21 protein-coding genes are annotated in these 20,555 nt (G+C 70.7%); 8 read left to right on the top strand and 13 right to left on the bottom strand.

The annotated features are described in order from the left end of the window. Nucleotides 1–26: 26 nt before the first annotated feature. Entirely contained in the window at nucleotides 27–1,403 is a 1,377-nt protein-coding gene (locus tag AXK60_RS27440; protein WP_068573188.1) for a serine/threonine-protein kinase, read from the bottom strand. Nucleotides 1,404–1,533: 130 nt separating this feature from the next. Further along, nucleotides 1,534–2,631, bottom strand: coding sequence for a CaiB/BaiF CoA transferase family protein (locus tag AXK60_RS17775; protein WP_068573186.1), 1,098 nt, complete (start codon nucleotides 2,629–2,631; stop codon nucleotides 1,534–1,536). Between the two features lie 33 nt (nucleotides 2,632–2,664). On the opposite strand from AXK60_RS17775, the gene AXK60_RS17770 reads away from it, so the two are divergent. Then, complete coding sequence (locus tag AXK60_RS17770; protein WP_068573184.1) at nucleotides 2,665–3,294, top strand: alpha/beta hydrolase family protein; 630 nt, start codon at nucleotides 2,665–2,667, stop codon at nucleotides 3,292–3,294. Here the strand turns inward: AXK60_RS17770 and AXK60_RS17765 are convergent. Then, complete coding sequence (locus tag AXK60_RS17765) at nucleotides 3,279–4,766, bottom strand: flavin-containing monooxygenase (protein WP_068573182.1); 1,488 nt, start codon at nucleotides 4,764–4,766, stop codon at nucleotides 3,279–3,281. The genes AXK60_RS17770 and AXK60_RS17765 overlap by 16 nt on opposite strands. A gap of 75 nt (nucleotides 4,767–4,841) precedes the next feature. Here AXK60_RS17765 and AXK60_RS17760 point away from each other — a divergent pair, with 75 nt between their 5' ends. The 3 genes from AXK60_RS17760 to AXK60_RS17750 are packed head-to-tail and all read left to right on the top strand — an operon-like array spanning nucleotide 4,842 to nucleotide 8,384. Continuing rightward, the gene (locus AXK60_RS17760) at nucleotides 4,842–6,194 is read left to right on the top strand and encodes an ABC1 kinase family protein (RefSeq protein ID WP_068573180.1); all 1,353 of its coding nucleotides are present in this window, start codon (nucleotides 4,842–4,844) and stop codon (nucleotides 6,192–6,194) included. 52 nt (nucleotides 6,195–6,246) lie between these two features. After that, on the top strand, nucleotides 6,247–7,269 hold the full coding sequence (locus AXK60_RS17755; RefSeq protein WP_068573178.1) for a ferredoxin--NADP reductase: 1,023 nt from the start codon (nucleotides 6,247–6,249) through the stop codon (nucleotides 7,267–7,269). Beyond that, complete coding sequence (locus AXK60_RS17750; RefSeq protein WP_068573176.1) at nucleotides 7,269–8,384, top strand: alcohol dehydrogenase catalytic domain-containing protein; 1,116 nt, start codon at nucleotides 7,269–7,271, stop codon at nucleotides 8,382–8,384. The genes AXK60_RS17755 and AXK60_RS17750 overlap by 1 nt, the downstream gene beginning before the upstream one ends. On the opposite strand, the gene AXK60_RS17745 is transcribed toward AXK60_RS17750, so the two are convergent. Continuing rightward, a complete protein-coding gene (locus AXK60_RS17745; protein ID WP_068573174.1) occupies nucleotides 8,385–9,194 on the bottom strand; it encodes an SDR family oxidoreductase in 810 nt (269 codons plus the stop codon). It abuts the gene before it with no gap. 93 nt (nucleotides 9,195–9,287) lie between these two features. Here AXK60_RS17745 and AXK60_RS27125 point away from each other — a divergent pair, with 93 nt between their 5' ends. Both AXK60_RS27125 and AXK60_RS17740 read left to right on the top strand, forming a co-directional pair. Next, nucleotides 9,288–9,446, top strand: coding sequence for a DUF5302 domain-containing protein (locus tag AXK60_RS27125; protein WP_175400061.1), 159 nt, complete (start codon nucleotides 9,288–9,290; stop codon nucleotides 9,444–9,446). A gap of 197 nt (nucleotides 9,447–9,643) precedes the next feature. Beyond that, entirely contained in the window at nucleotides 9,644–10,414 is a 771-nt protein-coding gene (locus AXK60_RS17740) for a hypothetical protein (protein WP_068573173.1), read from the top strand. A gap of 7 nt (nucleotides 10,415–10,421) precedes the next feature. Here the strand turns inward: AXK60_RS17740 and AXK60_RS17735 are convergent, their stop codons facing one another. Next, nucleotides 10,422–10,778 (bottom strand): DUF732 domain-containing protein, encoded by a 357-nt coding sequence (locus tag AXK60_RS17735; protein ID WP_068573171.1) that lies wholly within the window; start codon nucleotides 10,776–10,778, stop codon nucleotides 10,422–10,424. A 138-nt stretch (nucleotides 10,779–10,916) separates the two neighbouring features. Here AXK60_RS17735 and AXK60_RS17730 point away from each other — a divergent pair, with 138 nt between their 5' ends. Both AXK60_RS17730 and AXK60_RS17725 read left to right on the top strand, forming a co-directional pair. Next, nucleotides 10,917–11,558, top strand: coding sequence for a peroxiredoxin-like family protein (locus AXK60_RS17730; protein WP_139058023.1), 642 nt, complete (start codon nucleotides 10,917–10,919; stop codon nucleotides 11,556–11,558). A gap of 137 nt (nucleotides 11,559–11,695) precedes the next feature. Next, nucleotides 11,696–12,616, top strand: coding sequence for a TIGR04222 domain-containing membrane protein (locus AXK60_RS17725; RefSeq protein WP_068573169.1), 921 nt, complete (start codon nucleotides 11,696–11,698; stop codon nucleotides 12,614–12,616). A 108-nt stretch (nucleotides 12,617–12,724) separates the two neighbouring features. Here the strand turns inward: AXK60_RS17725 and tuf are convergent, their stop codons facing one another. The 8 genes from tuf to AXK60_RS17685 form a co-directional block, all read right to left on the bottom strand. Next, nucleotides 12,725–13,915: an elongation factor Tu gene (gene tuf, locus AXK60_RS17720; protein WP_068573167.1), complete on the bottom strand. Its 1,191-nt coding sequence runs from the start codon at nucleotides 13,913–13,915 to the stop codon at nucleotides 12,725–12,727. A 146-nt stretch (nucleotides 13,916–14,061) separates the two neighbouring features. Continuing rightward, entirely contained in the window at nucleotides 14,062–16,167 is a 2,106-nt protein-coding gene (gene fusA, locus AXK60_RS17715; RefSeq protein ID WP_068573165.1) for an elongation factor G, read from the bottom strand. An 86-nt stretch (nucleotides 16,168–16,253) separates the two neighbouring features. Beyond that, a complete protein-coding gene (rpsG, locus tag AXK60_RS17710; RefSeq protein ID WP_068533086.1) occupies nucleotides 16,254–16,724 on the bottom strand; it encodes a 30S ribosomal protein S7 in 471 nt (156 codons plus the stop codon). Then, complete coding sequence (gene rpsL / locus AXK60_RS17705; protein WP_068522692.1) at nucleotides 16,724–17,098, bottom strand: 30S ribosomal protein S12; 375 nt, start codon at nucleotides 17,096–17,098, stop codon at nucleotides 16,724–16,726. The genes rpsG and rpsL overlap by 1 nt, the downstream gene beginning before the upstream one ends. A 346-nt stretch (nucleotides 17,099–17,444) precedes the next feature. After that, nucleotides 17,445–18,323, bottom strand: coding sequence for a DNA-3-methyladenine glycosylase family protein (locus AXK60_RS17700; RefSeq protein WP_068573163.1), 879 nt, complete (start codon nucleotides 18,321–18,323; stop codon nucleotides 17,445–17,447). A 9-nt stretch (nucleotides 18,324–18,332) separates the two neighbouring features. After that, entirely contained in the window at nucleotides 18,333–18,722 is a 390-nt protein-coding gene (locus AXK60_RS17695; RefSeq protein ID WP_068573161.1) for a DUF5313 family protein, read from the bottom strand. Between the two features lie 50 nt (nucleotides 18,723–18,772). Beyond that, entirely contained in the window at nucleotides 18,773–19,534 is a 762-nt protein-coding gene (locus tag AXK60_RS17690) for an ABC transporter permease (protein WP_068573160.1), read from the bottom strand. Next, entirely contained in the window at nucleotides 19,531–20,451 is a 921-nt protein-coding gene (locus tag AXK60_RS17685; protein WP_068573438.1) for an ABC transporter ATP-binding protein, read from the bottom strand. The genes AXK60_RS17690 and AXK60_RS17685 overlap by 4 nt, the downstream gene beginning before the upstream one ends. Between the last annotated feature and the right edge of the window lie 104 nt (nucleotides 20,452–20,555).

Here is a 20,555-nt window from a genome sequence, read left to right as displayed (position 1 = left end):
AGTGTCGCGGGAAAGCCCTGGGCGGCCTAGCCCGCGAACCAGGCCCGGGCGGACTTCGAGCCCCACAGGAGGAGCGGGACGGCGACGGTCGCGATCAGGCCGGTGCACGTCGCGCCCAGGATGACGGCCGCTGCGGTCGCGACGATCAGCGCTGTGCGGGTCCGCTTGGCGAACAGGAGGACCGCGCCCACCAGGCCCGCGACCGAGCTGACCACCCACAGCAGCCCCAGCGGCACCCCGATCTCCTTGTCGGCGAATCCGGAGATCCCCAGCAGGAGCCCGAACAGGCTGCAGAGGATCAGGACGATCGCGGAGACGATCGCCTGCCACGGCAGCTTCGTCGGCACCGGCGTACTCGGCGTCGCGAATGCCGGGAACGAGGGCTGGGACCCGTAGGGTGCCGGGCCGGACCCCGACGGGAACGGCGCGGCCGACGGCCGCACCGGCCCGGCACCGCCCTGGTACGGGGGCGGCGTGTGCGGCGCGGCGGGCGGCGGGGTCTGCGGAGGCACAGGGGTGGGAGCGGCCACCGTCGGGCGGGCGGCGGGGCCCGAACCGACCGACCGGGCCGCGGTCTCGAGCGCCCGGGCGAAATCGGCGCAGGTGCGGAACCGTCGGGCCGGATCCGCGGCCATCGCGGCGGACAGCGCACGATCGAGGGGTGCCAGACGCGGATCGGTCTCCGCGGCGCGGGGCACCTCACCGCGCATCTTGCGGCTGATCACCGCGCCGGGCGTGGTGCCCGCGAACGGACTCCTACCGGTGAGCAGGGTCAGCGCCGTCGCCGCGAGTGCGTACTGGTCCGTGCGGCCGTCGACGTTCTCGTCCGCGAGTTGTTCCGGCGCGGCGTAGGTCACGGTGCCGACGGCCATGTTGGTCGCGGTGAGCCCGGCATCGTCATCGATGCGGCGCGCGATCCCGAAGTCCGCGAGCAGGACCCGCCCGCCGGCGTCCGCGCCGGACTCGGCGAGCAGCACGTTGGCCGGTTTGACGTCGCGGTGGATGAGCCCCTTGCCGTGGGCGTGGTCCAGCGCGGAGGCGACCTGCGCGATCACCGAGACCACGTCCGCGACCGGCAGTCCGCGCGGATGCCGGTCGCGGATCAGCTGATCCAGGTCCGTGCCCGCGACGTAGTCCATCGACAGCCAGAGCTTGCCCTCGGACTCGCCGCGGTCGTGGACGCCGACGATGTTCGGGTGGAACAGCGTGGCGGCGAGGTCTGCCTCGCGGTTGAACCGGACCCGGTAGGACTGATCGTGCGACAGGTCCTGCGGCAGGATCTTCAGCGCCTCCTGCCGCGGCAACCGCGGATGCGCGACGAGGTACACCTCGCCCATCCCACCCGCGCCCAACCGACGAACCACCCGGAATCCGGCGAATTCCTCACCGGCCTGCATCGACATGCGCGAATCCTAGCGACCGCCCGACGGCGGCTTCGGGCATACCTCCCGAATCCGCCGGATTTGCGATCGCGCCGTGAATGCTGCGGCGCGACCGTCGTTTCCGCCGGTATCGGGACGCTCTACCGGGCGATCAGTCGCGCCAGAGCGTCGCCGGATCGGTGGTCTCGGCCGACGGCGCCGCCGGGGTGCCGGCCGGCGTACGGGAGAACCGCGGCGCGGGCATCGGGGCCATCGCTCCCCCGACCTCCTGCAGGTTGCCGCGCGCCGCCATGTGCGGGTGCTTCGGCGCCTCCTCGAAGGTGAGGATCGGCGCGACGCAGGCGTCGGAGTCGAAGAAGACCTCGGCCCACTCGTCGCGGGTGCGCGTCTTCAGCGCGGCACCGATCGCGGCGCGCAGCTCGGGCCACCGGGCCTGATCGAGCTGGAAGGGCAGGTCGTCCTGCTTGAGGTCCAGCTTGGTCAGCAGCTCCGCGAAGAACTGCGGCTCGATCGCGCCGACGGAGACGTACTTGCCGTCGGAGGTCTCGTAGGTGTCGTAAAAGGGCGCGCCGCCGTCGAGGGTGTTGACCCCACGCTCGTCGCTCCAGATGCCCTGGCCCCGGAAGTCCCACTGCATCTGCCCGATGAGGGAGGCGCCGTCGACCATGGCGACGTCGATGACCTGCCCCTTGCCCGAGGTGTTGCGCTCGTAGAGCGCGGCGAGGACGCCGAAGACCAGGAACATCGAGCCGCCGGCGAAGTCGCCGACGAGGTTGAGCGGCGGCACCGGGCGCTCGCCCTGGCGGCCGATCGCGTGCAGGATCCCCGTCAGCGACAGGTAGTTCATGTCGTGGCCGGCGCGCTGCGCGAAGGGGCCGTCCTGGCCCCAGCCGGTCATCCGGGCGAAGACGATGCGGGGGTTGCGCTCGAGCACGACGTCCGGCCCGAGGCCGAGGCGTTCCATGACGCCGGGGCGGAAGCCCTCGACGATGACATCGGCGCGGTCGATGAGGTCGAGGATGGTGGCGATGTCGTCGGGATTCTTCAGATCCGCCTCGACGATGGTGCGGCCGCGCTTGACGCCGGACGGCTTGCCGGTCAGACCGGTCACACCGACCCCCGGACGCTGCACGGACACCACGTCGGCGCCTTGGTCCGCGAGCAGCATCGCCGCGTGCGGGGCGGGTCCGAGACCGGCGAACTCGACCACCTTCAGCCCGGCGAGCGGACCCTGCTTCGTATCAGTCATGAATGCACGCTAACTTGCCCGTACTCTGAGCGGGTGACCTGGCTCTCGATTCACGACCCCGAAGGCCCCGGGACCGCCGCGCGCGCGACCCTTGTTCTGGCCCACGGCGCCGGCGGTGACCGGGACCAGGCGATGCTGCGGTTGCTCGGCGAGGAACTCGCGCAGCGCGCCGTCCGCACCGTCCGCATCGACCTCCCGTTCCGCAGGCAGCGTCCGAAGGGGCCGCCGTCACCGTCGGGCCAGACGGCGGACCGCGCCTCCTTCGCGGAGACCGTGCGACTCCTCGACATCGACGGTCCGGTCCTCTGGGGCGGACACAGCTACGGCGGGCGGATGGCGTCGATGGCCGTCGGCGAGCCCGCCGACGGTGCCGCGCTCCCCGACGGCCTGGTCCTGCTGTCCTATCCGCTGCACCCGCCTGGCCGCCCGGAGAAGGCGCGCACGGCGCACCTGCCGGGCATCGAGATCCCGACGGTGCTGGTGCACGGCAAGCGCGATCCCTTCGCCTCGCCGGAGGAGCTGGCCGAGGCCGCCGAGCTCATCACCGGCCCGACCACGATCGTCGAGGTCGCCGCGGCGCACGACCTGGCACCCGCGAAATCCGGCGCCCCGGCCAGGGCCGCCGACGCGATCGTGGCGCTGCTCGATCAGCTGAACGCGTAGTCCTCGATCGGGAAGGTCCGGGCGTCGCGGCGGGCGCCGATCACGGAGCTGGGGCGCAGCAGCGTGGCCTCGCCGTGCGGGTCGAAGTAGTAACTGCGGCTCCCCGCACACGAACCGCGTTGGAACACAGACCTTTCCAGCCGGTGGCTCATGGTCTCCAGGAACCGCGCATTGGCCTGCTCGGTGACCTCGACGGTGCGGGCCGAACGCCGGTCGATCTCGTCGAAGACGCGCCGCAGGTGCACCATCTGCGCCTCGATGGTCCAGAAGTACGACAGCCCGGTGTAGCTGTAGGGGCTGTGCAGGCTGAAGAAGTTGGGGAACTTCGGCACGGCCATGCCCTCGTAGGCCTGGAACCGTCCCTCGCGCCAGAACTCACCGAGGTTGCGTCCGTCCCGGCCGGTCACGTCGATCGCAGGGAAGTTCTTCTCCCACAGCGAGAACCCGGTGGCGAGCACGAGCACGTCCAGCTCGTGGACGGTGCCGTCCGTCATCTCGATACCGTGCGGCAGCACCCGTTTGATCGACGAGGCCTCGAGCGTGACGTTCTGCCGGGAGAAGGTCGGGAAGTAGCTGTTGGAGAAGGTGGGCCGCTTGCAGCCGAAGGAGTACGACGGGGTGAGCGCTGCGCGCGTCCTCGGGTCGCGGACCTGGGCGAACATGTGCGCCTTGGCCAGCAGCGCGGCGATGTCGTTGAAACGGTGGCCGTACTGGTAGTTCAGCACGCCGACGGTGTTGAGCACCTCGAGCGCACTCGAGTTCGCCAGGCGCGCAGCGCGTTGCGTGACCGGCAGCCGCCGGAACAGCGCCTTGACGGGGCCGGGCACCGGGAAGTCGACCTTCGGCACCACCCAGATCGGCGTGCGCTGGAACACCGTCAGGTGCCCGGCGACCTTGGCGAGCTCCGGCACGAGCTGCACGCCGGTCGCGCCGGTGCCGATGACGCCGATCCGCCGACCGGCGAGCGGCACGTCGTCGTCCCACTGCGCGCTGTGGACGACGGTGCCGGCGAAGTCCTCGACGCCCTCGATGTCGGGCAGCTTCGGCTGGCTGAGGAAGCCGGTGGCGGTGATCAGGTAGCGGGTGCGCAGCTTCTGCTCGAGCCCGCCCTCGCGCACCACCGTGACCTCCCACTCGGCGGCCCGGGCGTCCCACCGGGCGCCCCGCACGTCGACGCCGAAGCGCATGAGCGGCCGCAGGCCGTACTTGTCGGCCACCCGGCTCGCGTACGCCTTGAGCTCCGAGCCCGGCGCGTAGAGCCGCGACCAGCCCGGGTTCGGCTCGAAGGAGTACGAGTAGGTCACCGACGCGATGTCCACCGCGAGCCCCGGGTAGTGGTTGACGTGCCACGTCCCGCCCAGGTCGTCCTCGCGTTCGAGGATCAGGAGATCGTCGATGCCGCGACCCAGCAGCTCGATCGCGGCCCCCATGCCGCCGAATCCCGCCCCGACGATGATCACGTCGTGTGCCATGCCCGCCCCTTTCGGTGAACGAAACGTCAGTTCCATCGCAAACCTACACCGATGTAGGACCGATACCCTGATTCCATGACCCAGGACGATCCGTCCACCCGCTTACGACGGGGCGCGAAGCTGGGCGGAGCCGTGGCCCGCCAGGCCGTCGACCGCACCGTCGCCCGGGCCCGCGCACGGACCCCCGAGGAGCGCACCGCCGCCGAGGAGCAGGCCGCGCTGCGCGCCGCGGACCGCCTCGTCGCCGTGCTGGGGTCGATGCGCGGCGCGGCGATGAAGGTCGGGCAGGCGCTGGCCACCGTCGACCTGGGGCTGGTGCCCGAGCACGCCCTGCCGGCCTTCCAGGAGAAGCTGACGGCGCTCACCGATCGCGCGCCGGGCGCCGCGTTCTCCGAGGTCCTGCCCGTGATCGAGGCGGACTGTCCGCGGGGCGCCTTCGCCGACATCGATCCCGAGCCGATCGCCGCCGCCTCCATCGGCCAGGTGCACCGCGGCATCACCGCCGACGGTCGCGCGGTGGCGATCAAGGTTCAGTACCCGGGCGTCGACGGCGCGATCCGCGCCGACCTCAAGAACCTCGCTCTGCTGCTCACCGTGTGGCGGGGCCGCCGCGCCTCCGCCGTCCGGACCGAGGCCGTACTCGCCGAGATCAGCGAAACCATCCTCGCCGAGCTCGACTACCCGGGCGAGTGCCGCGCGCAGTTCGGCGTGGCCCGACGGTACGCCGGCCACCCGTTCGTCCGGGTGCCCGCGCCGCTGCCGGAGCTGTCCGGGCCGCGCGTCCTGGTCACCGAGTTCGTCGACGGTGCGCGGTTCGGCACGCTGGAGTCGGCGCCGCGCCAGGTGCGCGACCGCGCCGGGGAGATCCTGCACCGGTTCTACGTGGGCGGCGTCTTCCGCGACGGCGAGTTCTGCGGCGACCCGCACGCCGGCAACGTCCTGGCCTGCGACGACGGGCGGCTCGCCTTCCTCGACTACGGGCTGTACAAGACGCTCGGCCCGGAGTCGGCAGCGTTCGAGCGGGAGTGCTTCCGGGCCGCCGTCGCCGACCGCGGCGACGACCTCGTCGCCCTGCTGCGCGCCGCCGGAGCCCTCCGCGGCGACGGGCCCGGCGCCGACACGTTGCTGCGCTACTTCCGGCTGTCGGCGCCGTGGCACCTGCGGCCGGGACCGGCGACGATCACGCCCGCCGAGGTCAAGCGGGCCGTCGCGGTCGCGACCTCGCCGCCCGAGGCCGATCCCCCGCTGCGCCTACCTGCCGCGCACACCTTCTCCCGACGGGCGGAGCTGCTCACCTTCGGCATGATCGGCGGCCTCGAGGCCACCGCCGACTGGCACGGCATCTGCCGTGAGTGGATCCACGGCGACCCCCCGTCCACCGACCTCGGCCGCGAGCACGCCGCCTGGCTCGCGCGGTGTGGCGGATAGTGCCCGCTGGGCGGGCAGAATCCGCCACACGTCGGGCCGATAACCTGGACGCATGAGCCTCACCCCCCATTCGACCCGCAGCCAGATCGTCACCGTCGCCGAGGTGATCGATGAGACGGAGCTCGCGAAGTCCTTCGTCTTCGACGTCGAGTGGGACTACCGGCCGGGGCAGTTCGTGACGGTCCGCGTCCCGTCGGAGCTGACGGGGTCCGTGGCCCGGTCCTACTCCCTGTACACCTCCCCGTTCGACGCCGGCAGGCCCGGCGTCACGGTCAAGCGCACCGTCGACGGATACGCCTCGAACTGGCTGTGCGACAACCTGACCACCGGCTCCGAGCTGGAGGTCCTGCCGCCGTCGGGCGTGTTCGTCCCGGAGAGCCTCGACGTTCCCCTGCTGTTGCTCGCCGCGGGCAGCGGCATCACGCCGATCATGTCGATCCTGTCCGCGGCGCTGACGGCGGGGACGCAGCCGATCACGCTGCTCTACGCCAACGCCGATCCGGCGGCGACGATCTTCCGCGCGGAGATCGCCCGCCTGGAGGCCGAGCACGAACGGCTGACCGTCGTCTGGTGGATGGAGTCCGAGCGCGGTATCCCCGACGCGGACATGCTGGCCGCGCTGCTCACGCCGTACCACTCGCGCAACACCTACCTGTGCGGTCGCGACGAGTTCATGGCGGCGTGCAAGGAGGCGTGCAAGGTCATCGGGACCCCGCGCGAGCAGGTGCACCAGGAGATCTACGCCTCGCTCACCGGCGACGCGTTCGCCGACATCGTGCCCCACGAGGTGGCGGTCACGGCGGACTCGCCGCAGGTCACCGTGTACAACCTGGGAGCGACCTTCACGGTCCCGTGGCCCGAGGGCGAATCGCTGGTGGACGTACTCATCAACAACGGCCACGACGTGCCCTACTCGTGTCAGTCGGGCGAGTGCGCGACCTGCCTGTGCAAGCTGACGAAGGGCACCGTCGAGATGGCGGTGACCGACGGTCTGGACCCCGATGACGCCGAGGACGGCTACATTCTGGGGTGCCAGGCGAAGCCCACGTCGCCGGAGTTGGAGGTCGAGTACTGATGCGTATCCGCGGAGCCGTGCTGGAGGAGATCGGGCGCGCGCGTCCGTACGCACAGTCGTCGCCGATCTCGGTCGGCGAGCTGGAGCTCGCGCCGCCCGGCCACGGTGAGCTGCTCGTGCGCATCGAAGCCGCGGGCCTGTGCCACTCCGATCTATCGGTGGTCGACGGCAACCGCGTCCGGCCCGTGCCCATGCTGCTGGGCCACGAGGCCGCCGGCATCGTGGAAGCCTTGGGCGAGGGTACTTCCGGAGTCGCGGTCGGCGACCGCGTCGTGATGGCCTTCCTCCCCCGCTGCGGCGAGTGCGGCAATTGCCGTACCGACGGCCAGCTTCCGTGCACGCCCGGCAGTGTCGCGAACAACGCCGGCGAGCTGCTCGGCGGCGGCCGGCGGCTCTCCCGCGACGGCGCCGAGGTCCACCATCACCTGGGCGTCTCCGGCTTCGCCACGCACGCCGTGGTCGACGCACGCTCCGTGACCCGCGTGGACGCCGACGTCCCGCCCGAGATCGCCGCGGTCCTCGGCTGTGCCGTGCTCACCGGCGGCGGCGCGGTCCTCAACGCCGGAATGCCCTCCGGCGGCGATGATGTCATCGTCATCGGCCTGGGTGGGGTCGGCATGGCCGCCGTCCTCACCGCCCTGTCCCTCAAGTCCGACGGTGCCGTCGGCCGCGTGATCGGCGTCGACGCGCAGCCCGCCAAGCTCGACGCGGTGCGCGCCCTCGGGGCCGACGCCGCCTACACCCCTGCGGAATTGGTGGAGGCGGGCGTGCGAGCACCGGTCGTCATCGAGGCCGCCGGACACCCTCGCGCCTTCGAATCCGCGGTCGCGGCCACCGCGGTCGGCGGGCGGACGGTCACCGTCGGACTGCCCAATCCCGCTGCGCGGTCCGAGATCAGCCCCCTCGTGCTCACCGCCGAGGCCCGCACGATCGTCGGCAGCTACCTCGGATCCGCCGTGCCACAGCGCGACATCCCGCGGTACGTCGAGCTGTGGCGCGCCGGGAAGCTCCCGGTGGAGAAGCTGATCAGCGGCGTCATCACCCTGGAACAGATCAACGAGGGCATGGACTCCCTGGCCGACGGTGCCGCCGTCCGCCAGGTGATCCGGTTCTGACTAGCCCTGGTCCGGCGGTGACGCCGGCCGGGGCCAGTCCAGCGGACGCTGCTGGGCGTCGAGGCCACCGTCGGCGAAGATGACCGAGCCGACGACGTAGCGCGAGTCCGGCCCGAGGAGGAAGTCGGTGAGCGCGGCGATCTCCTCCGGCCGCCCCGCGCGACGGGCGGGGACCAGTTCGAGGAAGGCCTTCATCGCGGCGGCGATGTCGGGGTCGACGTCGCGGGTCATGGGGGTGTCGATCATGCCGGGGGCGATGGCGTTGAGTCGGATCCCGTCGGCGATGTACTCGGCGGCGTGCGTGCGCACGAAGTAGGCGAGCGCCGCCTTGGTCGCGGGATAGGCGAGCACCGAACCGTACTCGCCGTACGAGTCGGCCAGGTCGCAGGCGTCGTGCTCGTCGCCTCGCAGGCACGTCTCCGCCAGCTCCATCGGCCAACCGGGCTGGGTGGTGGTCGAGTTCGAGCTGACCAGGACGGCGGACGCCGCTGCGGAGCGGGCCAGCAGCGGACGCAGCCCGACCAGCAGGTCGACGGCGCCGAAGTAGTTCACCGCGACGAGCGACGACCCGGGGCGACCGCCCGCGGGACCGATCCCGGCGAAGGCGGCGAAACCGTCGACCGCGCCGCTCCCGACCAGCTCCCCGATCCGGGCGACCGCCTCGAACCGTCCGCCCGGCGACCCGAGGTCCGCCTCGACGTCCGCGCCCGCCCGGTCGACGCCGATCACCCCGTGCCCCGCAGCGTGCAGGCGATCCGCGGTGGCGGCACCTATTCCGGATGCCGAACCGGTGACAACGTACGTACCCATGTACCCACGGTAGCGCCGCGCCGGCCCGGTAATCCGGATGCCCCGTCGATTCGTCCGGATTAGGGTGGTGGTCACCCGACGAGAGGAGACAGCATGACCGCCGACGGTGTCGCCGACAAGTTCAAGGAAGCGCTGGAGAAGAAGAACGCCGCCAACCGCAAGGGCTCCGCCCATCTGGACGGCTCGGCGAAGGGCCAGGCGCCCCACGGCTCCGAAAGCCACCAGCAGCAGTTCCGCCGCAAGAGCGGATAGCGACGAGTGCCCGCGGCGGCCGTCGGGACATCGGATAGGATTGCCATTGCACATCCGGGTCGCGCGAGGAGGCGTTCATCGACCTTCCGCTGCTCGTCCCCATCCCCGTCGGCCGCCCGCAGGCACACGGCGTTCCCGCGTCGGAAACCCCTGAGATCCAACAGGTCCGCGCCGTCGTCGCATCGATCCTCGGCTCGTTGCGCAGTGGCCCGCACCTCCCCGAGTCGGGGCTGAACTGGGCCGTCGCCTACCTCACCCGCGGCTCCGAGCCACTCCTCGCGGCCACCACCACGGACGCCGGATGGCTGCCGCGCGGCACCGTCGTGCCGGCCGACGTGCGCGTCCTCTGGAACGTCCCCACCGCGGCGGCGTGGGCCACCGTCGACGATCCCGTGCGCCAACTGATCGAGTTCGCCGAAGAGGGCGGCTACACGATCCGCGCGGTCGCCACCACGCACCCCAGCCGGGCGCATCACATCCCGAACGGGCCCTGGAAGCTCGTCGGGCAGCGCCACCCAGGGCCGGTCCTGCCGCGGCGCGCCACCCGGTTCGAGGTCGTCGCCTCCCCCGCCCGTGTCGAACAGATCCGGGCGATGAACCCCGAGGCGGCAGCCCGGCAGACCCGCGCGCTCCTGCGCGACCTGGAGCGGGTCACCGTCGACCCGGCGCACGCGATCGGCGTCGACGAGGCGCGCACCGAGGCCCGGCGGTACCTGTCCGGCGGGCACCAGGTGCCCGAGGAGGTGCTCGCCCAGCTCCTCCTCGACCAGGACGCCCTCGCCGACGCTCTCAGCCTGACCCGCACGTCGCCGCGCGTGCTCACGGCCGGCAGCGGGCCGCCCGACGGTGCCGCGCTCCGCGACCGCCTGCTCGAGCGCGCGCTCGTCGAGGCCACGCTCTCCGCGGCCTATCACGATGTCGAGTCCGCGGTGTACGCGTGGACCTTCGCCCGCTACCTGGCCCGCTGATCCACCGTCACGGGTAGGTCTTGTACCGGTCCCAGTTCCGGTTGCACAGGTACTGCGCGGCGTAGAACACCACCTGCTGGCGCTCCCACTCGGGGTTGCCCGCCTGGCGGTACAGCGACTGCGTCGCCGCGACGGTGCTCGCGGGGTTGCGGTCCAGGGCCGCACAGGCCTGGTACCCGAACCGGAGCATCTGCGCGTCGGTGGTGCGGTTCCCGAAGGGCTTGACGAAGTCGTGCATGTTGCTCGTGACCACCAGGAACCGGCCCTGATCGAGCCGTCCGTCCGCGTGGGCCGGGGCCTGGACCAGCGTCGCGGCCCCCAGCGCCGCGATCCCCGCCGCCATCGCCCTCATCAGCTTCGACATCGTCCACTCACCTCCATCGGGTGGGGCAGCGCCCCACGTGCCGACGATTATCGCCGATCGACGTCGTCCGCGTGACGATTCGCTGACGTCCCGGCCGCGGGGCGGGCGGGGTACCGTCGGGCTGCCTACCGTGGAGGCATGAGCACCTTGGACGATGCACTGACCGCCCAGAAGTCGCGGGCCGCCGCCGCGGGCGGGCCCGCCGAGATCTTCGCCGCCGAACAGCGCTCCCTGTCCGGGACCGCCCCCACCGGCGTCGCGAGCCCCGGCACCCCGCTGCCCGACAGTGCCGTCCTCGACCCGTACGGCACCCCCACCACGCTGCGCGCGGTGCTCGGGGGCAGGCCGGCCGTGATCGTCTTCTACCGCGGCGCGTGGTGCCCCTACTGCAACCTCACCCTGCACACCTACCAGGCCGAACTCGCGCCGGCCCTCGCCGCACGGGGCGTCGAGCTCGTCGCGATCAGTCCGCAGAAGCCCGACGGTTCGCTGTCGGCCGCCGAGAAGAACGAGCTCACCTTCGCGGTGCTGTCCGACCCGGGCCTGGCGATCGCCGATGCACTCGGCATCGTCACCGCACCTTCCGACGACGCCCGCGCGGCCCAGCTGGAACTCGGTCTCGACGTGACCGCGGCCAACGCCGACGGCACCACCCGCCTCCCCTATCCGACGGTGCTCGTCGTCGACGCCGGAGGCACCATCCGCTGGATCGACGTGCACCCCGATTACACGACCCGCACCGAGCCGTCGGCGATCCTGGAGGTCGTGGACGCGCTCTGACCCGCCCGCGTCGCCCCGCCACCACCTGAGAGCCGACCGTGGGATCGGTCACGGATCGGCCTCGAACCCCTTCCCGCAGTAGCGCGATCGCCGATTCACCGCCAGTCTGAGGGCATCGACGAGAGGGGTGGATCACGATGACGCACTACCTGGCCGCGGGCGAGACCTGGGGCATCGCGAGCGGGGACTTCCTCTTCCTCTACCTCGTCCTGTGCTTCTTCTCCGTGGGTGCCGCGCTCATCACGCGGGGCGCTACCGGCGATCGCGGTCGCCGGATGGCCGTGCTCAGCCCGGTCGAGGTCGGGATGCTCGTCTCCGACGGGAACGCGGTCCTCGCGGCGATCGCCCAGTTGCGCGTCGCCGGGGTGATCGACGAGAACGGCACACCGGTCCGGTCCATCACCCGGGAGGATCGCGCCACCCTGGACTGGTTCGTCCGGTCGGTCGGAGAGCGCATCGCGAGCGGGTCGACGTCCCTGGTGAGGGACCTTCAGACGCCGCTGCGGCAGCTGCGCTCCGCCCTCGTGCGCGACGGCCTGCTGCGCCGGCACCCCAGCACCGCGGGGTCCGCGCTGCTGCTCCTACCGGTGATCGTCCTCGGATTCGCCCGCCTCGGCGCCGGGATGGCCCACGGCAGGCCGGTCGGATTCCTGGTCCTCGCGATGCTCGCGATGGGCGGGCTGTTCCTGTACTTCGCGTTCCGCACGCGTCGGCGCACCGCCGCCGGCCGCCGTGAGCTCGAGGCGGCCCGGCAGCGCAACGCCCACCTGCATCCGCGGCTGCAGCCCTCGATGCGCACGTACGGCCCCCCGGCGGCGGCGTACGGCGCGGCCCTGTTCGGCGTCGCCTCGCTGATGCTGTTCGACCCGGTCCTCGCCGCCGCGCCCGCAGCCGCGCAGGCGGCCGCCATGACCCCCGCGTTCACGATCGGCGGCGGCACGGGATCGGGGTCCAGCTGCTCGTCGGGCTCGTCCTTCAGCAGCTGCTCGTCGGGCAGCAGCTGCGGCTCGTCCTCGTCGTCCAGCAGCAGCTGCGGCGGAGGTGGCTGCGGCGGGTGACGGCGCACCGTCGGGCCCGGGGAACCGCACCCAAGAAACCGTCCGGACATGCGAAAACGGCGCCCCTCCCCGAAGGGAGGGACGCCGTTTCAGCGTTGACTACCTAGATCAGGCGATGATCTTGGTGACGCGGCCGGCACCGACGGTGCGGCCACCCTCGCGGATCGCGAAGCGCAGGCCCTCGTCCATGGCGACCGGCTGGATGAGCTTGACGCTCATCTCGGTGTTGTCGCCGGGCATGACCATCTCGGTGCCCTCGGGGAGGGTCACGACGCCGGTCACGTCCGTCGTACGGAAGTAGAACTGCGGACGGTAGTTGTTGAAGAACGGGGTGTGGCGGCCGCCCTCGTCCTTCGACAGGATGTACGCCTGGCCCTCGAACTCCGTGTGGGGAGTGGTGGTGCCGGGCTTCACGACGACCTGGCCGCGCTCGACGTCCTCGCGCTTGAGGCCACGGACCAGCAGGCCGACGTTGTCGCCCGCCTGGCCCGAGTCGAGCAGCTTGCGGAACATCTCGATGCCGGTGACGGTGGTCTTCGTCGACTTCTCGCGGATGCCGACGATCTCGACCTCCTCGTTGACGTTGACGATGCCGCGCTCGACACGACCGGTGACGACGGTGCCACGACCGGTGATCGTGAAGACGTCCTCGACGGGCATGAGGAAGGGCTTGTCGGTCTCACGCTCGGGATCCGGGATCGACTCGTCGACCGCGTTCATGAGCTCGAGGATCGACTCGGTCCACTTGGCATCGCCCTGCAGGGCCTGGTAGCCCGACACGCGGACGACGGGGGCGTCCTCGTCGAACTCCTGCGAACCCAGCAGCTCGCGGACCTCCATCTCGACGAGCTCGAGGATCTCCTCGTCGTCGACCATGTCGCACTTGTTCAGGGCGACAAGGATGTAGGGCACGCCGACCTGGCGGGCGAGCAGCACGTGCTCACGCGTCTGGGGCATCGGGCCGTCGGTGGCGGCCACGACCAGGATCGCGCCGTCCATCTGGGCGGCACCGGTGATCATGTTCTTGATGTAGTCGGCGTGACCCGGCGCATCGACGTGAGCGTAGTGACGCTTCTCCGTCTGGTACTCGACGTGGGAGATGTTGATCGTGATACCACGAGCCTTCTCCTCCGGCGCCTTGTCGATCTGATCGAAGGCCGAGGCCTCGTTCAGGTCCGGGTACTTCTCGGCCAGAACCTTGGTGATGGCAGCCGTCAGGGTGGTCTTGCCGTGGTCGACGTGACCGATGGTGCCGATGTTCACGTGCGGCTTGGTCCGCTCGAACTTCGCCTTCGCCACTTGATGTCCTCCTGGACGTAGTGCTTGCGGGGCCGGTTGCCCTGCAAGGGTGGTTTCTTACTGGTGTTTTCGACGCCACGGCGGGGCCGTGAGTCTGACGCCGCGGCGGGAGCCGGGAAGCGCCACGCTCCGGAGAGCGGGGAGAACTACTCCCCGTTCACCTTCGCGATGATCTCCTTCGACACGTTCGCCGGAACCTCGGCGTACGAGTCGAAAACCATGGAGTAGTTCGCCCGGCCCTGGGTCTTCGACCGGAGGTCGCCGATGTAGCCGAACATCTCCGACAGCGGGACCTGCGCCTTGACGACGCGGGCACCACTGCGTTCCTCCATGGCCTGGATCTGGCCACGGCGGGAGTTGAGGTCGCCGATCACGTCACCCATGTAGTCCTCGGGGGTCGTGACCTCGACAGCCATGATGGGCTCGAGGATGACGGGGCCGGCCTTGCGGGCGGCCTCCTTGAACGCCTGCGCACCGGCGATCTTGAACGCCATCTCGGAGGAGTCCACGTCGTGGTACGCGCCGTCGAGCAGCGAGACCTTGACGTTCACCATCGGGTAGCCCGCGAGCACGCCGTACTGCATCGCGTCCTGCGCGCCGGCGTCGACCGAAGGGATGTACTCCTTCGGGACGCGGCCACCGGTCACGGCGTTGACGAACTCGTAGGTGACGCCGTCCTCGGCGTCCTCCAGCGGCTCCAGCTTGATGATGACGCGCGCGAACTGGCCCGAGCCACCCGTCTGCTTCTTGTGGGTGTACTCGTGCTTGTCGACCGACTTGCGGATCGTCTCGCGGTAGGCCACCTGCGGCTTGCCGACGTTGGCCTCGACCTTGAACTCGCGACGCATGCGGTCGACGAGGATGTCGAGGTGCAGCTCGCCCATGCCGCCGATGACGGTCTGGCCGGTCTGATCGTCGAGCTCGACGGAGAAGGTGGGGTCCTCCTCGGCGAGCTTCTGGATCGCGACGCCCAGCTTCTCCTGGTCGGACTTGGTCTTCGGCTCGATGGAGACGTTGATGACCGGGTCCGGGAAGGTCATGGACTCGAGGACGATCGGGTTCGCCGGATCGCAGAGCGTGTCACCGGTCGTGGTGTTCTTCAGACCGATCATCGCGTAGATGTGACCAGCGGTCGCATCCTCGACGGGCATCTCCTTGTTGGCGTGCATCTGGAAGAGCTTGCCGATGCGCTCCTTGTTGCCCTTCGTGGCGTTGAGCACGCCGGTGCCCGAGTCGATGTGACCCGAGTACACGCGGACGAAGGTCAGCTTGCCGAAGAACGGGTGCGCGGCGATCTTGAACGCCAGAGCCGAGAAGGGCTCGTCCTTGCTGGGCTTACGCGAGAGGATCTTCTCCTCGTCGCCCACGGCGTGACCCTCGATGGAGGGCACGTCGAGCGGGCTCGGGAGGTAGTCGATCACGGCGTCGAGCATGGGCTGCACGCCCTTGTTCTTGAACGCCGAGCCGCACAGCACCGGGTACAGCTCACGCGAGACGGTGAGCTTGCGGATGGCGCCCTTGATCTCCTCGACCGAGAGCTCCTCGCCGGCGAAGTACTTCTCCATGAGGGACTCGTCGGACTCGGCGACGGTCTCGAGCAGCTTCTCGCGGTACTCGGCGGCCTTGTCGACCAGGTCGGCCGGGATCTCCTCGATCGTCGGCTCGGCACCCGTCTCGACGACGCCGCGCCAGGTGATCGCCTTCTGCTCGATCAGGTCGACGACGCCGTCGAAGGCATCCTCGGCGCCGATCGGCAGCTGCAGAACCAGAGGCTTCGCGCCGAGGCGCTCCTCGATGGTGCGCACGGTGAAGTAGAAGTCGGCGCCCAGCTTGTCCATCTTGTTGACGAAGCAGATACGCGGGACGTCGTACTTCTCGGCCTGACGCCAGACCTGCTCGGACTGGGGCTCGACGCCCTCCTTGCCGTCGAAGACGGCCACGGCACCGTCGAGCACGCGGAGCGAGCGCTCCACCTCGACGGTGAAGTCGACGTGCCCGGGGGTGTCGATGATGTTGATCTGGTTGCCGTTCCAGAAGCAGGTCACGGCGGCGGAGGTGATGGTGATACCCCGCTCCTTCTCCTGCTCCATCCAGTCGGTGGTCGAGGCACCGTCGTGGGTCTCACCGATCTTGTAGTTCACACCGGTGTAGAACAGGATGCGCTCGGTAGTGGTGGTCTTACCGGCATCGATATGCGCCATGATGCCGATGTTGCGGACCTTCGTGAGGTCGGTAAGCACTTCCTGTGCCACGGTGGTAAGCCTCGTTCTCGTTAAAGGATGGTTGGAACTCCGGTGACCCGGGCCGGCCGCCGTGGGGCGGCCGGCCCGGGATCAAGTCACCAGCGGTAGTGCGCGAACGCCCGGTTGGCCTCGGCCATCTTGTGGGTGTCCTCGCGACGCTTCACCGAAGCGCCGAGACCGTTGCTCGCGTCGAGGATCTCGTTGGCGAGACGCTCGATCATGGTCTTCTCGCGACGCTGCCGCGTGAAGGTCACCAGCCAGCGCAGCGCGAGGGTGTTGGCGCGACCGGCCTTCACCTCGATCGGCACCTGGTAGGTGGCGCCACCGACGCGGCGGCTTTTGACCTCGAGCGACGGGCGCACGTTGTCCAGCGCCTTCTTCAGCGTGAGGACCGGATCGGTGCCGGTCTTCTCACGGGTCGCCTCGAGGGCGCCGTAGACGATGCGCTCGGCGGTGGACTTCTTGCCGTCCAGGAGCACCTTGTTCACGAGCTGGGTGACCACGGGCGAGCCGTAGACGGGGTCATTGACGACGGGGCGCTTGGGCGCCGGTCCCTTACGAGGCATCAGCCCTTCTCCTTCTTCGCGCCGTAGCGGCTCCGCGCCTGCTTGCGGTTCTTGACACCCTGGGTGTCGAGCGAGCCGCGAATGATCTTGTAGCGAACACCCGGGAGGTCCTTCACACGACCGCCGCGGACGAGCACCATCGAGTGCTCCTGAAGGTTGTGGCCTTCACCGGGGATGTACGCGGTGACCTCGACCGAGCTGGTCAGGCGGACGCGGGCGACCTTACGAAGCGCCGAGTTCGGCTTCTTCGGGGTCGTGGTGTAGACGCGGGTGCAGACGCCGCGACGCTGCGGCGAGCCCTTGAGGGCGGCCACCTTCGTCTTGGACGCCTTGTCCCGGCGGCCCTTACGGACCAGCTGGTTGATAGTCGGCATAGAAGCGCTGTTTCCTTCGTTTCGGCTGTCGCCGGCCGTGCGGCCGGCTTGTTCCTACTGCTGCGGTTGTAGCTCCGGGCAAGCGCGCCATCCATCCGGGGATGGAGGACGACTTCCGCAGCGCGGCCCCACCGGCTTCCGCGGCTCGCGCCGTTTCCGCTGGTCAGTCCCGTTTTCGGGAAGTAGCTACCCGCCTCGCACGTACCCCGAGGTCGGGCGTGTCGCGCATCTGTGGGCGGTTCCGGTCACCCGGCCTACGCACAGACACGTGAGATCGTCCTGATGTTCATCAGGCACGGCTCCCCAGCTTACCGTGCTGAACTCACCATGGTCAAAAGAGTTGCCCTCACCACGCCCGGTAGTCCCGGACCGGCACGCGCGGGCCCCGTCGTTCGCGGTCCACCCCCGCCCGGACGAGCAGCTTGACGACCCGACCGCGCTGCCCTCGGTAGGGCTCGAGGACCTCGAGCATTCCGGCATCGTCCAACGCCGCGCCCGTCAGGCCTATTCCCACGATCCGCGGCAGGTGGTAGTCGCCCACCGGAACGGCGTCCGGGTCGCCGCAGGCCCGCCCGAGCAACTCGCCGACGGTCCACGCACCGACGCCCGGCAGAGCGCCGAGCCGCTCCGGGCGGTGCTCGACCTCGACGGCGCTCGCGCCGACGATCGTCCGCATCCGCACCGGCTCCACGCCGGCCCGGTGCCACTCCCAGTCCGGGATCGCGGCCCACCCCTCCCGAGGCGGCGGGACCCGCAGGTCGGGCCGTCCATCCGGTCCGGGGGCGACGGTGCCGTGTCGCCGCAGCAGGTAGCGCCACGCCCGGAACGCCTCGGCGCCGACGACCTTCTGCTCGAGCACGGTGGGGACCAGGGTCTCCCACACGCGGTTCGACCTGGGCAGGCGCAGTCCCGGCGATGCCGCGACGGCCCGCTCGACGATCTCGTGCCGCGGCACCAGGGCGGACGGGTCGTCGTGCGCGCCGGCCATCGCGGGCGCGTTCTCCAGCAGCCAGGGCGCGCCGCTCCCCCACGCCTGCGCCGTGACGACACCGCCGGCCAGGCGCAGCCGCAGCGTCCCCGGACCGTCGGGCGTGTGCACGGCGCGCCACAGCGCACCGTCGGGCGTGCGGGCGTACGCCGGGTCCCCCGCGCCCCGGCGGAGGGCTCCGACGGTGCCGTGCAGGTCGAGGGCGTGCCCCGGTTCCCATGAGCGTTCTGCCGTCACCCGGCGAGGCTACGCCGCCCGGTGCCGGTACTTCTCCTCGTACACGGACGTGCGGCGCCGGTGCTCCTCGAGCTGCCTACCGCTCTCGATGTGCGTGTCGAGCCCGTTGTCCGCGAGCAGTTCCTGCAGGTAGATGCTGCGCAGGCCGCCGAGGAAGACGATGGCCGGCAGCGCCATCATCGCGATCAGCGTGAGCTTGACCCACAGCGGCGAGGGCAGGAGCAGCGCCACGACGAGGAAGGGCACGAACATCAGAGCCCCGCGGGTGAAGTAGCGACGGTTGTGACCGGGGCCGGTGGCGTCTCGGATCACCCAGTCGTTCATGGACTCGGGCAGGCGCATGCCGAGGAGGTACTTCACCCGCTCGATGAGGTTCGGTGTGGTTCGGGTAGTGGACATGCCCCCAGACTACGCCGATGTGATGCACCTCACAATCGTGCGGAATCCGTTCAGCGGGCGGCACTGCGCCGGTATGCGAGCGCCCCGAGCCCGGCGAACACCGCGAACCAGACGATCGTGTTCACCACCGCGACGAGCGGCGAGACGTGCGCACCCGAGAACTGCCAGCCGCCGGTGATCGGGTACCGCGCGAGCGTCGCGACCCCGTACATCGGCGTGAACTGCGCGGCCGTCAGCGCCCATCCCGAGAGCGGGAGGAAGACGTTGCCCGCGAAGGCGAGCACCGTCAGCAACAGTCCCGGCACGTGCATCACGATCTCGGGACGCAGTGCGAGGCCCAGCGCGAGGCCGAGGGCGCCGAACACCGCAGAGCCCAGCCAGGCGATGAGCAGGGCCGCGGCGAAGGCGCCGGTCTCCACCTGCGCGCCGGTCGCGAGCGCCAGCGCCGCGATCACGACCACCGGCACCGCGGCGACGGTGAGCGCGCCGATCACCTTCGACGCGAGGTACCCCGCGGGCCGCAACGGCGTCAGCTGCACCGTGCGGACCCAGCCCGTCGACCTCTCGACCGCCACCTGCGCCGCGGTCGTGGTGGCGGCCGAGGCGGCGCCGTAGAGCGCGAGCCCCGCCGCCATCCAGGACGCGAAGTCGCCGTGGGCGAACCGCACGTCGACCCCCTTCTGCCGGAACAGGGCCAGGTACAGGATCACCGGCAGCACCGTCGTGATGATCAGGGTCTGGCGATTGCGCAACTGTCGACGGATGTCGAGCGCGAGGAAGCGGGGAGTGAGCCCCGCGACAGCGGTGGTCATCGTGCGTTCTCCTTCGTGAGATTCGTGGTGAGCGCGACGAACGCGTCCTCGAGGCCGTGCGTGGTGGCCTCGACGTCGCGCGCGTCGGTACGGGTGAGCAGGAACCGCAGGGCCTCGTCGGAGGCCTCCGCGTCGGCGGCGAAGACGGTGCGCGCGCCCCGCACCTCGGCGACCCGGACGCCGGGAACGGCGGCGAGGAGGGCGGAGGCACCGTCGGACCCGACGACGGCGGACAGCTGCCGGCCGGTGGCGACTGCCCGAACCTCCGCGGTCGGGCCGTCGGCGACGATCGCGCCGCGCGCGATCATGACGACGCGGTCGGCGAACTGGTCGGCCTCCTCGAGGTAGTGCGTCGCGAACAGGACCGTCGAGCCGCGGCCGGCGTCCGCGCGGACCGACGCCCAGAAGCGGCGGCGGGCGTCGACATCCATGCCCGCAGTGGGCTCGTCGAGGATCAGCAGGTCCGGCTCCGCGAGCAGCGCGAGCGCGAACCGCAGCGCCTGCTGCTGGCCGCCGGAGCACTTCCCGACCTGCCGTGTGCGGATGGAGTCGATGCCCGCACGGACGATGACCGCATCGGGGTCGGCCCCGGGATGCAGCGCCGCGACCAGGTCGACGGTGTCCTGCACCGTCAGGGTGGGCAGCAGGCCGCCGGATTGTTGGACCGCGGCCACGCGACCCTGCGCGACGGCGTCCCCGGGCGTTCCGCCGAAGACGGTGACCGTGCCCGCGTCGGGCGGGATCAGGCCGAGGATCATGTCGATGGTGGTGCTCTTGCCGGCGCCGTTCGGGCCGAGGAAGGCGACGACCTCGCCGGATTCGATCGTCAGGTCGAGGGTGTCGACCGCGGTCATGACGCCGCCGTCGGCCGCGGGATAGGTCTTGGTCAGGGATCGGAGTTCGAGTGCCGTGGACATGGCGTCCACGCTGCCCGGCGACGACCGCGGCCGGATCCACCCGCGGGTGGAGAGCCGGGTGGATACGACCCTGTGATCCATGTCACTTCCGGCGTAGATTCTCC

This window comes from Tsukamurella pseudospumae, from assembly GCF_001575195.1.
In the GTDB taxonomy this organism is placed as follows: Bacteria; Actinomycetota; Actinomycetes; order Mycobacteriales; family Mycobacteriaceae; genus Tsukamurella; species Tsukamurella pseudospumae.
Note: the sequence above shows the minus strand (reverse complement) of the source record. Positions and strands in the feature narration are given on the sequence as shown.